The following is a 13,645-nucleotide window of genomic DNA, read 5'->3' as shown; positions in this document are numbered from 1 at the left end:
GGGGTCGGCGGCACCTCGTGGCGGACCTAAACTGGGATGATGCCCGAGACCTTGACCGTTGAGCTGATGGCCGCCCTCGAACTCGGGGACCCCGCCGTGGACGTCCCCCGCCTGGCCCGGATCGCGAGGATCGCGGCCGCGGCATCGGGGCACGACGACGACGCGGCGGCCACCGCGTTCATCGCCGGCTACGCGGCGGGGCTGGCCGAGGGGACGGGCCAGGCCGGCTTCGAACGCGCCCACCGCGCCTCCCTGCGGGGGATCGAGACCTTCCTGAGCCGCGCCGTCACCGCGGAGCGGAGCACGCCGTGAGCATGGAACGCGCGGCGATGATGGCCATGCGCCGGGCCAGCCACGGCGACCCGGCGTCCTCGGGGGCCCTGACTCCCGGCACCATCCGGCGCTCCCTGGACTTCGTGCGCCGGTACAAGGGCAAGCTCGTGTTCTACCTCGTGCTCTCCGTGGTGGGGGCCGCGCTGGGCGTGGCCTCGCCCGTCCTCGCCGGAGACGTGGTGGACGCGATCGTCGGTGACGGGGGCACCGACCGCATCATCCGGCTGGCCCTGCTCATCGCCGCGGTGGCCGTGGCGGACGCCCTGCTGGCCGTGGTGACCCGGTGGCTCTCCTCGGACCTCGGGGAGCGGATCATCTACGATCTGCGCACCGCCGTGTTCGACCACGTGCAGAAGATGCCGATCGCCTTCTTCATGCGCACCCGCACCGGGGCGCTCGTCTCCCGCCTCAACAATGACGTGATCGGCGCCCAGACCGCGATCTCCCGGACGCTGTCCGGGGTGGTCATGAACCTGGTCTCCGTGGTCCTCACCCTGGCCGTGATGCTGTCCACCTCGTGGCAGATCACCCTGGTCTCCCTGGTGCTGCTGCCGCTGTTCTTCATCCCGGCCCGTCTGTTGGGCGGCACGATCGCCGGGCTCAGCCGGCGTCAGGCCGAGAACAACGCCGCCATGGGCGACCAGATGACCGAGCGGTTCTCGGCGCCCGGGGCCACCCTCGTCAAGCTCTTCGGCAACCCGCGCCGGGAATCGGTGGAGTTCGCCGACCGCGCGGACCGGGTGCGGGAGACCGGCGTCGGGATCTCCGTGCGCCAGTCCGTGTTCATGACCGCGTTGACGCTCGTCTCGGCCCTCGCCCTGGCGGCCGTCTACGGGATCGGCGGACTGCAGGCCCTGGCGGGGACCCTCAACGCGGGGGACGTGGTGACCCTCGCCCTGCTGCTCACCCGCCTCTATGCCCCGCTGACGTCCCTGGCCAGCGCGCGCGTGGAGATCATGGGCGCCCTGGTCTCCTTCGACCGGATCTTCGAGGTCCTCGACCTGCAGCCGCTGATCCGTGAACGGCCGGACGCGGCATCGATCCCGGCCGGCCCCGTGACCTTGCAGGTCGAGGACGTCCGCTTCGCCTACCCGAGTGCCGAACAGGTGTCCCTGGCCTCGCTCGAGGAGGTCGCCGTGCTGGACCGTCGGGGCGGCTCCGAGGTGCTGCACGGCATCTCCTTCACGGTGCGCCCCGGCCAGACCTACGCGCTGGTCGGCACCTCCGGTGCCGGCAAGTCCACCATCGCCTCCCTGCTGGCCCGCTTGTACGACGCCGGCTCCGGCACCATCCGCTACAACGGCACGGATGTGCGGGACACCACCTTCGCGTCACTGCAGTCCACGGTCGGCATGGTGACCCAGGACGGACACCTGTTCCATGACACGATCCGCGGCAACCTCACCCTGTCCCGGCCCGAGACCGGCGAGGACGAGATCTGGGACGCGATCGACCGGGCCCGCCTGCGCGCGGTGGTCGAGTCCCTGCCGGACGGGCTGGACACCGTGGTGGGGGAGCGGGGCTACCGGCTCTCCGGCGGGGAGCGCCAGCGCATGACCATCGCCCGGCTGCTGCTGGCCGCCCCGCGCGTGGTGCTGCTGGATGAGGCCACCGCGGCCTTGGACTCCACCTCGGAGAAGGCCGTGCAGGCGGCCCTGGCCGAGGCACTGACCGGCCGCACGGCCGTGGTGATCGCCCACCGGCTCTCCACCATCCGCTCCGCGGACCGGATCCTGGTGGTCGAGGGAGGCCGCATCGTGGAGGAAGGCCCCCATGCGGAGCTGCTCGCCGCCGGCGGGCGCTACGCGGAGCTGTACCGGACGCAGTTCGATGATCCCGGACAGCCGTAGACGAACTGAGTGGTGCCGGCCTGAGTGGTGCCCCCGACTGGATTCGAACCAGCGACCTGCCCTTTAGGAGAGGGCCACTCTATCCACCTGAGCTACGGGGGCGCGGGACCGGCGGGCCGGTCCACCCGAACATCCTACTGAACGATCTGGGCCTTCCGGTCAGCGAGTAGGCGTCGGACCTTCCCGGCAACCATCAGGATCACCCAGAGCGTGAGGGCCACGAGCAGGATCCACCGCGCCGAGGTGAACGCGGAGGCCAGCTCGGAACCCTCGCCGTCGGCGTTCAACGCGGCCTCGATGAGCAGGTTCTCCGTGATGTCCACCACGGCGAAGAGCGCGCCGGCGGCGTAGGAGATCCACCTCCCGACCCCACGCGGCAGGGACCAGGCGGCCACCCCGGACACGCAGGCGAAGACGAACAGCGGGAAGATCACCCCGGCGGTCTTGTGCACCCAGTTCAGCTGCCCGTGGGCGGCGGCGTCCATGGCCCCGTCCAGCGCCGCGAGATCGTGGGCGTCGTAGGAGAACCGGTGGTCCGGCATCGGCAACCCGCCGGCCAGCGCGGACATCTGAGGCAGGGCGATGACGTGCAGGTAGAAGAACATGAACAGCGTCACGCCGAGCAGCGCGATGATGAGCATGCCCGGGCTGCCCTGCTGCTGCCCGGAGGCCTGCAGATCCTGCCGCGCCTGGCCCACGGACATCCTGGGGCGCTTCGCGGGCGCGACGCCGGACCCCGGCTCGGTCTCGCCGGTCACCTGGGGTGACCGGCCGGCGTCGGGCCGCGGTCTGTTCTTGGGATTCTTCGGGGAACGCTTGCGGTTCTTCTGGGACACGGAAACCTCCAGCGTCCATTGTCCCAGTTCCGCGCACCCGCCGTGACCCCGGTGCCCTGTGGACGGGCGCGCTCAGGTGTCCGCGTCACTCGATAGACTTCTGGGCACCATGTCCCAGAACTTCCAGACCACCCTGCCCGGCCTCTTCACCTCCCGCTCCATCGAACCGGTCGCCGCGGACCCGGAGGCCTTCGCCGCCGCCGCCCCCGCGCACAGGATCCCTGACCCGGCTGAGCTGCTGGAGGGGCTGAACGAGCAGCAGAAGCTCGCCGTGGTGCACACCGGCGGACCCCTGCTGATCGTGGCCGGCGCCGGCTCGGGCAAGACCCGCGTGCTGACCCATCGCATCGCCTACGCGCTCGGTACCGGGCTGGCGCGCCCGCACGAGATCCTGGCCATCACCTTCACCAACAAGGCTGCCGCCGAGATGCGCGAGCGGATCTCGGCGCTGATCGGCCCGGCTGCCTCGAAGATGTGGATCTCCACCTTCCACTCCTCCTGCGTGCGCATCCTGCGCCGCGAGGCCACCACGGTCGGGCTGAAGTCCAACTTCTCCATCTATGACTCGGCGGACTCGCTGCGCCTGGTCACCTCGATCGCCAAATCCCATGAACTGGACCCCAAGAAGTTCGCCCCCAAGGCCCTGCTGAACAAGATCAGCGGCCTGAAGAACGAGCTCGTGGACGCCGAGGACCACTCCGCCACCGTCTCGGAGTCGGATCCCTTCGCCCAGGCCGTGGCCGCCGTGTACCGGGACTACACCCAGCGCCTGCGCCGGGCCAACGCCATGGACTTCGACGACCTGATCGGCATGACCGTCAACATGTTCGAGGCCTTCCCCGGTGTCCTGGACAACTACCGCCGCCGCTTCCGGCACGTGCTGGTGGACGAGTACCAGGACACCAACCATGCCCAGTACCGCCTCGTGCGGCTCCTGACGGGCCCGGCCGGTGACCCAGAAGGCGTGGAGACGGGGGGCGGGGAACTGACGGTGGTCGGCGATTCCGACCAGTCCATCTACGCCTTCCGCGGGGCGGACATCCGCAACATCGTGGAGTTCGAGCAGGACTACACGGATGCCACCACCATCAAGCTGGAGCAGAACTACCGCTCCACCCAGACCATCCTGGACGCCGCCAACGCGGTGATCTCCAAGAACCCGAAGCGCCGCCCCAAGAACCTGTGGACGGCGGAGGGCGCGGGGCCGAAGATCATCGGCTACGCCGCGGAGAACGAGTCGGCCGAGGCCGAGTGGATCGCCACCACGATCGACCGCCTCCAGGACGAGGAGGACATCCGCCCCGCGGACGTGGCCGTCTTCTACCGGACCAACGCCCAGTCCCGGTCCCTCGAGGAACGCCTGGTGACCAAGGGCATCCCGTACCGGGTCATCGGCGGCACGCGGTTCTACGACCGCAAGGAGATCAAGGACGCCCTGGCGTACCTGCGCGTGCTGGCCAACCCGGATGACGACGTCAACCTGCGCCGGATCCTCAACGAGCCCAAGCGGGGGATCGGTGACCGTGCCGAGGGTGCGGTGTCGGCGCTGCAGGACCGCAACCGCTCCACCTTCTTCGAGGCGCTGCGCCAGGCCGAGCAGGCCCCGGCCATGGCCGCACGATCACTCAAGGCCGTGGCCGGTTTCGTGCAGATGATGGAGGACCTGTCCCAGGTGGCCGCCACCTCGCGTGCGGCCACCGTGCTGGAGGCCGTGCTCGAGCAGACCGGCATGCTGGCGACCCTGCGCTCCTCGGAGGATCTGCAGGACGAGTCCCGGGCGGACAACCTGGGCGAGCTGGTGGCCGTGGTCCGCGAGTTCGAGAAGAACAATCCGGAGGGCACCCTCGGGGACTTCCTGGAGCAGGTGGCGCTGGTGGCGGACGCCGATCAGCTGCCGGATGCCGCGGACTCGGAAGGGGCGGAGCTGGCCGAGCGTCTCGGGCAGGTCACCCTGATGACTTTGCACACGGCCAAAGGCCTCGAGTTCCCCGTGGTGTTCCTGACCGGCATGGAGCACGGGGTGTTCCCCCACTCGCGGTCCATGACGGATGAGAAGGAGCTCGCGGAGGAGCGCCGCCTGGCCTACGTGGGGCTGACCCGCGCCCGCCAGCGGCTCTTCGTCTCCCGTGCCGAGGCCCGCTCCCTCTGGGGACAGCACCAGTTCAACCCGCCCAGCCAGTTCCTCGGTGAGATCCCCGAGGGCCTCGTGGAGTGGGAACGTGAGGGATCGGCCCGTCCGGCCGGGTTCTCCGGTGGCTGGGGTGGCGGCAGCATCGGCGGGCACGGCGGACACGGCGGTCAGAACGGGTCCGGGTCCCGCTATCCGCAGCGGTTCTCCGGCTCGCACTGGGGGGCCGGGACCGGCACGGCCAACCGTCCGGCCCGCGCCTCGGGCACCTATGCCGAGGACGCCGAGCTGAAGGTCCCGCAACGCGGTGCCGCACGCACCCGGGTCCAGCCGCAGAAGGAGATCGTCTCGCTGAGCCCGGGGGACCACGTGGAGCACGGCACCTTCGGGCACGGCACCGTGCTCACCCTCGAGGGCCAGGGGGACAAGACGGTGGCCAAGGTCGATTTCGGCGGGACCGAGAAACGGCTGTTGCTGCGGTACGCCCCGCTGCACAAGGTGGACTAAGGTATGGGATGGAACGCCCGGGGAACCCTCGGGCTTCCGGCCGGCTTCCGCCGTGCCGGACACGCCTGCAGATGATGCGGTGTGCCTGATGCCGCTCGCGGAACCCGACCGTCCCCGTTCTCGACGTAGAAGGACTGCAACCCGTGGACCTGTATGAATACCAGGCGCGCGATCTGTTTGAGGCACACGGCGTTCCCGTGCTGGCCGGCATCGTGGCGCAGACCCCGGAAGAGGCCAAGGCGGCCGCTGAGAAGCTCGGCGGCGTGACCGTCGTCAAGGCCCAGGTGAAGGTCGGTGGCCGCGGTAAGGCCGGCGGCGTCAAGGTGGCCAAGAACGCCGATGAGGCCTTCCAGTACGCCAAGGACATCCTGGGCATGGACATCAAGGGCCACACCGTCCACCAGGTCATGATCGCGGCCGGTGCGGACATCGCCGAGGAGTACTACTTCTCCGTGCTGCTGGACCGCTCCAACCGCACCTACCTGGCCATGTGCTCCGTCGAGGGCGGCATGGAGATCGAGCAGCTCGCCGTGGAGCGCCCCGAGGCCTTGGCCAAGGTGCCCGTCTCCGCGCTGACCGGCATCGACGCCGCCACCGCGCAGAAGATCGTGGCCGAGGCCAACTTCCCCGAGGAGCTGCGCGGCCAGGTGGCCGACGTCCTGGTGAAGCTGTGGGACGTCTTCGAGAAGGAAGACGCCACGCTCGTGGAGGTCAACCCGCTGGTCAAGACCGGCGCGGGTGACATCATCGCCCTGGACGGCAAGGTCACCCTGGACGAGAACGCAGACTTCCGCCAGGAGGCCCACGCCTCCCTCGTGGACAAGCGCACCGAGGACCCGCTGGAGGCCAAGGCCAAGGCCAACGACCTCAACTACGTCAAGCTGGACGGCCAGGTCGGCATCATCGGCAACGGCGCCGGACTCGTCATGTCCACCCTGGACGTGGTGGCCTACGCCGGGGAGAACCACGGCAACGTCAAGCCCGCCAACTTCCTGGACATCGGTGGCGGCGCCTCCGCCGCGGTCATGGCCAACGGCCTGGACGTCATCCTGAACGACGAGCAGGTCAAGTCCGTGTTCGTCAACGTCTTCGGTGGCATCACCTCCTGTGACGCCGTGGCCCACGGCATCGTGAAGGCCTTGGAGATCCTGGGCGAGTCGGCCACCAAGCCGCTCGTGGTCCGCCTGGACGGCAACAACGTTGAAGAGGGCCGGCGCATCCTGGCCGAGGCCAACCACCCGCTGGTCACCCTCGCCACCACCATGGACGAAGGCGCCGACAAGGCCGCAGAACTCGCCAACACCGCTCCGGCTGACAAGTAAGGACCGCTCAACTCATGTCGATCTACCTGAATAAGGACTCCAAGGTCATCGTCCAGGGCATCACCGGCGGCGAAGGCACCAAGCACACCGCCCTGATGCTCAAGGCCGGTACCAACGTCGTCGGCGGCGTCAACGCCCGCAAGGCCGGCACCACCGTGACGCACACGCACGCGGAAGGGCACGAGGTCGAGCTGCCCGTCTTCGGCACCGTGGCCGAGGCCATGGAGGCCACCGGCGCTGACGTCTCGGTCGCCTTCGTGCCGCCGAAGTTCGCCAAGGACGCCGCCATCGAGGCCGTCGAGGCCACCATGCCGCTGCTCGTGGTCATCACCGAGGGCATCCCGGTGCAGGACACCGCCGAGTTCTACGCCCTGGCCGCCTCCCGCACGGACGCCGACGGCAAGCCGACCACCACGATCATCGGTCCGAACTGCCCCGGCGTCATCACCCCGGGCGAGGCGCTGGCCGGCATCACCCCCGCGAACATCACCGGCAAGGGCCCGATCGGCTTGGTCTCCAAGTCCGGCACCCTGACCTACCAGATGATGTACGAGCTGCGTGACCTCGGCTTCTCCACCGCCATCGGCATCGGCGGCGACCCGGTCATCGGCACCACCCACATCGACGCGCTGGCCGCGTTCGAGGCGGACCCGGAGACGAAGGCCATCGTGATGATCGGCGAGATCGGCGGCGACGCCGAGGAGCGTGCCGCCGACTACATCAAGGCCAACGTCACCAAGCCGGTCGTCGGCTACGTGGCCGGCTTCACCGCCCCGGAGGGCAAGACCATGGGCCATGCCGGCGCCATCGTCTCCGGCTCCTCCGGCACCGCGCAGGCCAAGAAGGAAGCCCTCGAGGCCGCCGGCGTGAAGGTCGGCAAGACCCCCTCGGAGACCGCCGAGTTGATGCGCGCGATCCTGAAGGGCTGATTCAGCCCCGGTTCAACGACGCCGGCCCCCACCTTCAGCGGAAGGTGGGGGCCGGCGTCGTTGTTGACTGGGCCATCAGGCGCCACGAGTGCGGCGGACCTGAGAACCGATCCCTAGAGCGCCGAGACGATCCAGATGATCAGTGCGATGGCCACCAGAATACCGACGATGGTCCACACAAGGTTACTTCCGCGCATCGTATTTCATCCGTTCTCTAGGGGATACGTCTCCTTCATGCTTGCACGAACTGCGCTCATTGCAAACCTGTCACCGCTCGAAACCGTGTCGAAACCCGTGGTCAGGGCGGTGTAGGCCGCGGGGCGCCTTCCATCAGCACCCCGCGCGGGCTCAGGCCACCGACGTGCCGAAGAGCAGGCCCAGCACGTAGGTGATGGCCGCGGCGCCGAAGCCGATGAGCAGCTGGCGCAGCCCGCGTTTGAGGGGTGAAGCGCCGGAGAGCAGCCCGACCACGCCGCCGGTGCCCAGCAGGGCGATACCGACCAACGCCGCGGAGAGTGCCACGGCGCCGATCCCGCCCATCCCGAACAGGTAGGGGATGACGGGGATGATGGCTCCGGAGGCGAAGAAGCAGAAGCTGGAGAACGCCGCACTCCACGGGCTGCCGATGGCCTCGTGGTCGTCCGAGTAGTCCACCGGGCCCTGCGAGCCGTCCGGACGCGCGGAGAAGGACGGGTTGCAGTCGCAGCTGAAGTAGCCCAGACGCTCCAAGGCGCGGTGGGTGGCGTCCTCCTCGCTCATGCCACGGGCCCGGTAGACGAGAACGAGTTCATTCTCGTCCAGGTCCAGGTGTTCGGCCGTCTCGAGGGTGATCTGGGTGGGGGAGGAGGCCTCCAGCAGCTCGCGCTGGGAGCGCACGGAGACGAACTCGCCGGCGGCCATGGACAGGGCGCCGGCCAACAGCCCGGCGATCCCCGTGAAGAGCACCACCTGGTGGGCGACTCCGGTGGCGCCGATGCCCATCACGAGGGCCAGGTTGGACACCAGGCCGTCATTGGCGCCGAACACGGCGGCGCGGAAGTTGCCGGCCAGCTGCTCGCGGCCGCGGGACGCCAGGCCGCGCACGACCTCCTCGTGGATGGCCTCGTCCGCCACCATGGCGGGGGTGGCGTGCTGGTCCTTAGCGTAGGGGGAGTCGGACTCGGCCCGCTGGGCCAGGGCCAGCACGAAGACGGAACCGAAGATCCGGGCCAGCCAGCGCAGCAGCACCCGGTGCGGCGAGGGGCGCGGCGGGTGCTTCGCGTGCTCGCCGAGGAGGGTCCGCCAGTGGTTCTCGTGCCGCTTCTCCGCCGTGGCCAGACCCAACAGGATGTCCCGCTCCGGGCCGACCTTGCGCTCGGCGATCACCCGGTAGACCTCCGCCTCGGCGATCTCGTCTGCCAGATACCGGCGCCACCGCCGGATCTGGTCCCGGGTGGGCATCGGGTTCTCGGACATGGGATCAGACTCCAGTGACTGCGGACGGCGGCCGGAATGCCGGCCCGGATCAGTTTACGCTGGGGGTATGACATCTTCAGCCCCGGCCGGCCCGCCAGCCCGCGGCCGGTTCTCCACCACGGTGCTCGACGGCGGCCGGGAACCTGATCCCCGATTCACCCTGGCGAATGAGCGGACCTTCCTGGCCTGGATCCGCACGTCGCTGGCGCTGATCGCCGGCGGCATCGCGGTGGAGGCCTTCACCGGTTCCGTGTTCGACCCGGTGACGCGCACGGTGCTCGGCTCCGTGCTCCTGGGCCTGGCCGCCCTGCTCGCGGTCACGGCCGGGTTCCGCTGGATCCAGGTGGAGCGGGCCATGCGGCACGGACGGCCGCTGCCCCTGCCGCTGCTGGTCCCGCTGCTGGCCACGGGGGGAGCCGTGGCGGCGGTGGTGCTGCTGGTGTTCCTGTTGCTCCGGCAGGCCTGAGCCGTGGCCTCCACCACTCGGCCGTCCCTGCACCAGGACCCCGGGCTGCAGCCCGAACGGACGGTGATGAGCTGGGACCGGACCCTGCTCGCCCTGTTCGTGGTGGCCGCCATGCTCCTGCGCTGGTATTCCGCCGTGGGTCTGGCGGCGCTGTTCCCGGCCGGGCTGTGCGGGGCGACGGCGCTGGCGATCCATGTGACCCAACGGCGCCGGTATGCGGTGCAGTCCACCGGCATCGCCGCGGAGCGCGTGGAGGCAGACGTGTTCGCCGTGCTGTGGATGGTGGTGCTCGTGGTGGCCGTTGCAGTGCTGGCGGTCCTGGCGATCTGGGTGCTCTGAGGCCGGAGCCCGGTGCTGCCCGCTGTTGCCAGGGTCTTCAGGACCGGCCTACGGTGAACGGGTGCCGACCTCGAGCAACCACCCGTGGAAGGACCTGACGCGTCCGATCAGCACGGGGATGCCCGTCGTCCCCGGCGACCCTGCCGTGGAGATCGGCACGGCCCTGACGCTCGAACACGACGGCGCGTGGGTCAGCCACCTCTGCCTCGGATCCCACACCGGCACCCATGTGGACGCGCCCGCGCACCTGGTGCCCGGTGGGCGGACCGTGGACCGGCTGGAACTGGCCGAGCTCTGTGGACCCGCCGTCATCCTGGGCCTGGAAGGCCTCGGCCCCCACGCGCCCATCACCGCTGACCGACTGCGCCCCCTGATCGGACGGTTCGGACCGGCCGGGCCGGACGGGCCGGCCACTCCTGCGGCAACGCTGCCCCCGCGGGTGCTCGTACACACCGGGGCGGCCGAACTCCACCCCGCCCACCTGACGGAGGACGCCGCCCGGTTGCTCTGGGATGCCGGGGCCCGACTGCTCGGTATCGACACCGCCAGCCCCGATTCCGCCGCGGCAACCGGGCTACCGGTACACCGGGTCTTCCTCGGCCACGACGGCATCCTGGTGGAGAACCTCACCGGCCTGGACTGCTTCCGGCCGCCGGGCACGGCGCAGGACCCCGACCGCGGAGCGGATTGGACGGCCACGATCACCGTGGGCGTCTACCCCCTGCCACTGGCCGGCCGTGACGGTGCCCCGGCCCGGGCGGTCGCCCGTCATCGAGGACCCGACGAAAGGACCCCACCATGCTGAACCGCCCCCGCATCACCGAGAACGGGAACCTCGGTCCGGTGGACTCCACCGTGGTCCCGCGCTACAGCGGCGCCCCGACCTTCGCCCTGCTGCCTCGGCTGGACGAGGTCGAGGCCGCCGGACAGCGGGCCGACATCAAGGTGGTCGGCGTGCCCTTCGACGCCGGGGTCTCCTACCGGCCCGGCGCACGGTTCGGGCCAGGGCACGTGCGCCAGTCCTCCCGATTGCTGCGCCCGTACAACCCGGCCACGGACACCTCCCCCTTCGCCCAGGTACAGGTGGCGGACGCCGGCGACATGGCCATCAACCCCTTCGACATCGACGAGGCCATCGCCACCATCCAGGCCGATGCCCTGGACCTGACCGCGGACGGGGCCAGTCTGGTGGCGATCGGCGGCGACCACACCATCGCCCTACCCCTGCTGCGGGCTGCCGCCGAGCGGGCCGGATCCCCGGTGGCCCTGCTGCACTTCGACGCCCACCTGGACACCTGGGACACCTACTTCGGCGCCGCCTACACGCACGGCACCCCGTTCCGGCGGGCCGCCGAGGAGGGCCTGCTGGACACGGAGGCCGCCTGCCACGTGGGCACCCGCGGCCCGCTCTACGGCCGACAGGACCTCGACGACGACACCCGGCTCGGCTTCGGGATCGTCACCTCCGCGGACGTCTACCGGCAGGGTGCGGACGCCGTGGCGGCCCGGCTCGCCGAGCGCATCGGCGACCGCCCGCTCTACCTCTCCGTGGACATCGACGTCCTGGACCCCGCCCACGCACCCGGCACCGGCACCCCGGAGGCCGGCGGGATGACCAGCCGGGAGCTGCTGGAGATCCTGCGGGGGCTGCGCGGGGCGAACCTGGTGGGCGCCGACGTCGTGGAGGTGGCCCCGGCCTATGACCACGCCGAGCTCACCGGGATCGCGGCCGCCCACGTGGCCTACGACCTGATCGGGCTGCTGGGCGAAGGGCGGGGGAGCGGCGCATGACCGCCCGCAACGGTGGTGACCTCGTCATCGAGACCCTGACGTCCCTGGGTGCCCGCACCGTGTTCGGCATCCCGGGCCAGCACGCGCTCGGGCTCTTCGACGCCCTGTCCCGCTCGGAGCTGTCCTACGTCTCCTCCCGCGTGGAGAACAACGCCGCCTTCGCCGCGGACGGCTACGCGCGGGCCACCGGAGAGGTCGGGGTGCTCTTCCTCTCCACCGGACCCGGCGCGCTGACCTCCCTGGCGGGGCTGCAGGAGGCCTACGCCACCGGAGTCCCGATGCTCGTGGTGGCCTCGCAGATCCCGCTGTCCGGGCTCGGGGCGCGGCGCAAGGGCATGCTGCACCAACTCGACGACCAGAAGGCCTCCGCACAGAACGTCACCAAGGCGCAGTTCAGCGTGCATCACGCCTCCGGGATCCCCTCGGCCATCCAGGACGCCTGGACCGAGGCCGTCACCGTGCCGCAGGGCCCGGTGTGGGTGGAGGTCCCGCAGGACGTGCTGCTGGGCCAGGTCCTGGTCCCGCCCGTGGTGGACGCCCTGGCCGTGCCCTACGACCACCCGCCGCGGGCCGAACTGGTGGAGGAGTCCGTGCGCTGGCTCGCCGCCTCACGCCGGACCGCGATCGTGGCCGGCGGCGGGGTGCGCCGCTCCACGCAGGATGCACAGCAGCACCTTTTGCGGGTGGCCGAGCTGCTGGACGCGCCCGTGGTCTGCACCCCCGGCGGTAACACGGCCTTCCCCTGGGAGCACCCGCTCTCCCTCGGCTCCTGGGTGGAGGACCGTCACGTCACGGACCTGCTCGAGGACGCCGAGGTGCTGCTCGTGGTGGGTTCCTCACTCGGTGAGGTCACCTCCAACTACTTCACCCTGGTCCCGCGCGGCCGGCTCATCCAGGTGGACGCCGAACCCCGCGTGCTCGAGTCCAATTTCCCCACCCTCGGCGTGAGGGCCGACGCCGGCCAGGCCCTGTCCGCGCTCGCCGACGCCTTGGCCTCGGTGCCGGCCTCGGGCCCCGAGGAGCCCACGGGTCCGGTGCGCCCGGACTGGCACGGCCGCACCGCCGCCGAGGCCGTGGCGGAGGTCAACGCGAAGGTGGCTGCCCGGCTGGACGCCCAGGACCTGGGCCGCGAGCGGCGTTTCATGGCGGACGTGCGCGCCGCCGTGCCGGCGGGGATGCAGACCTATTGGGACATGACCATCGCCGCCTACTGGGGCTGGAACTGCTGGGACGCGTTATCCGGCCAGTTCCACTCCGCCCAGGGGGCCGGCGGGCTGGGCTACGCGTTCCCGGCCGCGATCGGCGGAGCCCTCGGCCTCGGCGAGCGCACGCTGGCCGTGGCCGGGGACGGCTCGGCCATGTACTCGATCGCCGAGCTGGCCTCGGCCGTGCAGCACTCCGCGGACGTGACGTGGCTGATCGTGGACGACGGCGGTTACGGGATCCTGCGCGAGTACATGGAGGGCGCCTTCGGCCGGGCCACCGCCACCGAGCTGCACCGGCCCGACTTCGTGGCCCTGGCCCGCTCCTTCGGGGTGCCCGCCGAAGAGGTCCCGGTGGATCAGGTGGGCCCCGCCCTGAACCGCACCTGGCAGCGGAAGGGGCCGGCCGTCGTCGTGGTCAAGACCCTGCTGAGGATGTGGAGTCCCTCGCACCTGGAGTGAAGGGCCCCCGGACGCATCTGACCCC

12 protein-coding genes and 1 tRNA gene are annotated in these 13,645 nt (G+C 70.6%); 10 read left to right on the top strand and 3 right to left on the bottom strand.

Translation table 11 applies throughout. The annotated features are described in order from the left end of the window. Window positions 1–39: 39 nt before the first annotated feature. A complete protein-coding gene (locus tag ACSU1G_RS21005; RefSeq protein WP_439281944.1) occupies window positions 40–312 on the top strand; it encodes a DUF6457 domain-containing protein in 273 nt (90 codons plus the stop codon). Then, on the top strand, window positions 309–2,183 hold the full coding sequence (locus tag ACSU1G_RS21000) for an ABC transporter ATP-binding protein (protein ID WP_439281943.1): 1,875 nt from the start codon (window positions 309–311) through the stop codon (window positions 2,181–2,183). Before ACSU1G_RS21005 ends, ACSU1G_RS21000 begins: the two co-directional genes overlap by 4 nt. Before the next feature lie 25 nt (window positions 2,184–2,208). Here the strand turns inward: ACSU1G_RS21000 and ACSU1G_RS20995 are convergent. Both ACSU1G_RS20995 and ACSU1G_RS20990 read right to left on the bottom strand, forming a co-directional pair. Next, window positions 2,209–2,285: transfer RNA gene (locus ACSU1G_RS20995), tRNA-Arg, on the bottom strand. A 32-nt stretch (window positions 2,286–2,317) separates the two neighbouring features. Continuing rightward, window positions 2,318–3,019 (bottom strand): hypothetical protein, encoded by a 702-nt coding sequence (locus ACSU1G_RS20990; RefSeq protein ID WP_439281942.1) that lies wholly within the window; start codon window positions 3,017–3,019, stop codon window positions 2,318–2,320. Window positions 3,020–3,128: 109 nt separating this feature from the next. On the opposite strand from ACSU1G_RS20990, the gene ACSU1G_RS20985 reads away from it, so the two are divergent. The 3 genes from ACSU1G_RS20985 to sucD all read left to right on the top strand — a co-directional run bounded on the left by ACSU1G_RS20985 (window position 3,129) and on the right by sucD (window position 7,905). Further along, window positions 3,129–5,654, top strand: a complete 2,526-nt coding sequence (locus ACSU1G_RS20985; protein ID WP_439281941.1) for a UvrD-helicase domain-containing protein — start codon at window positions 3,129–3,131, stop codon at window positions 5,652–5,654. 143 nt (window positions 5,655–5,797) lie between these two features. Then, complete coding sequence (gene sucC / locus ACSU1G_RS20980; RefSeq protein WP_439281940.1) at window positions 5,798–6,976, top strand: ADP-forming succinate--CoA ligase subunit beta; 1,179 nt, start codon at window positions 5,798–5,800, stop codon at window positions 6,974–6,976. Window positions 6,977–6,990: 14 nt separating this feature from the next. After that, window positions 6,991–7,905, top strand: a complete 915-nt coding sequence (sucD, locus tag ACSU1G_RS20975; RefSeq protein ID WP_439281939.1) for a succinate--CoA ligase subunit alpha — start codon at window positions 6,991–6,993, stop codon at window positions 7,903–7,905. Window positions 7,906–8,253: 348 nt separating this feature from the next. Here sucD and ACSU1G_RS20970 read toward each other — a convergent pair whose 3' ends face one another. Continuing rightward, window positions 8,254–9,360, bottom strand: a complete 1,107-nt coding sequence (locus tag ACSU1G_RS20970) for a VIT1/CCC1 transporter family protein (protein ID WP_439281938.1) — start codon at window positions 9,358–9,360, stop codon at window positions 8,254–8,256. 67 nt (window positions 9,361–9,427) lie between these two features. Between ACSU1G_RS20970 and ACSU1G_RS20965 the strand changes: the two genes are divergently transcribed. The 5 genes from ACSU1G_RS20965 to ACSU1G_RS20945 all read left to right on the top strand — a co-directional run bounded on the left by ACSU1G_RS20965 (window position 9,428) and on the right by ACSU1G_RS20945 (window position 13,620). Next, a complete protein-coding gene (locus tag ACSU1G_RS20965) occupies window positions 9,428–9,826 on the top strand; it encodes a YidH family protein (RefSeq protein WP_439281937.1) in 399 nt (132 codons plus the stop codon). Between the two features lie 3 nt (window positions 9,827–9,829). Continuing rightward, a complete protein-coding gene (locus ACSU1G_RS20960; protein ID WP_439281936.1) occupies window positions 9,830–10,165 on the top strand; it encodes a DUF202 domain-containing protein in 336 nt (111 codons plus the stop codon). Between the two features lie 61 nt (window positions 10,166–10,226). After that, window positions 10,227–10,970, top strand: coding sequence for a cyclase family protein (locus tag ACSU1G_RS20955; protein WP_439281935.1), 744 nt, complete (start codon window positions 10,227–10,229; stop codon window positions 10,968–10,970). Then, window positions 10,964–11,956 carry an agmatinase gene (gene speB / locus ACSU1G_RS20950; protein WP_439281934.1) on the top strand — a complete coding sequence of 331 codons (993 nt, stop codon included), beginning with the start codon at window positions 10,964–10,966 and terminating at the stop codon, window positions 11,954–11,956. The genes ACSU1G_RS20955 and speB overlap by 7 nt, the downstream gene beginning before the upstream one ends. Continuing rightward, complete coding sequence (locus ACSU1G_RS20945) at window positions 11,953–13,620, top strand: thiamine pyrophosphate-binding protein (protein WP_439281933.1); 1,668 nt, start codon at window positions 11,953–11,955, stop codon at window positions 13,618–13,620. Before speB ends, ACSU1G_RS20945 begins: the two co-directional genes overlap by 4 nt. Window positions 13,621–13,645 lie beyond the last annotated feature (25 nt).

This window comes from Microbacterium sp. A93 (assembly GCF_051842835.1).
This window is presented reverse-complemented; position numbering and strand designations above follow the sequence as displayed.

What these genes read in the sequence shown, in the direction of transcription:
- ACSU1G_RS21005 (WP_439281944.1), top strand. Translation starts at nt 40, where the DNA reads ATGCCCGAGACCTTGACCGTTGAGCTGATGGCCGCCCTCGAACTCGGG.
- ACSU1G_RS20985 (WP_439281941.1), top strand. Translation starts at nt 3,129, where the DNA reads ATGTCCCAGAACTTCCAGACCACCCTGCCCGGCCTCTTCACCTCCCGC.
- sucD (WP_439281939.1), top strand. Translation starts at nt 6,991, where the DNA reads ATGTCGATCTACCTGAATAAGGACTCCAAGGTCATCGTCCAGGGCATC.
- ACSU1G_RS20970 (WP_439281938.1), bottom strand. Translation starts at nt 9,360, where the DNA reads ATGTCCGAGAACCCGATGCCCACCCGGGACCAGATCCGGCGGTGGCGC.
- ACSU1G_RS20965 (WP_439281937.1), top strand. Translation starts at nt 9,428, where the DNA reads ATGACATCTTCAGCCCCGGCCGGCCCGCCAGCCCGCGGCCGGTTCTCC.
- speB (WP_439281934.1), top strand. Translation starts at nt 10,964, where the DNA reads ATGCTGAACCGCCCCCGCATCACCGAGAACGGGAACCTCGGTCCGGTG.
- ACSU1G_RS20945 (WP_439281933.1), top strand. Translation starts at nt 11,953, where the DNA reads ATGACCGCCCGCAACGGTGGTGACCTCGTCATCGAGACCCTGACGTCC.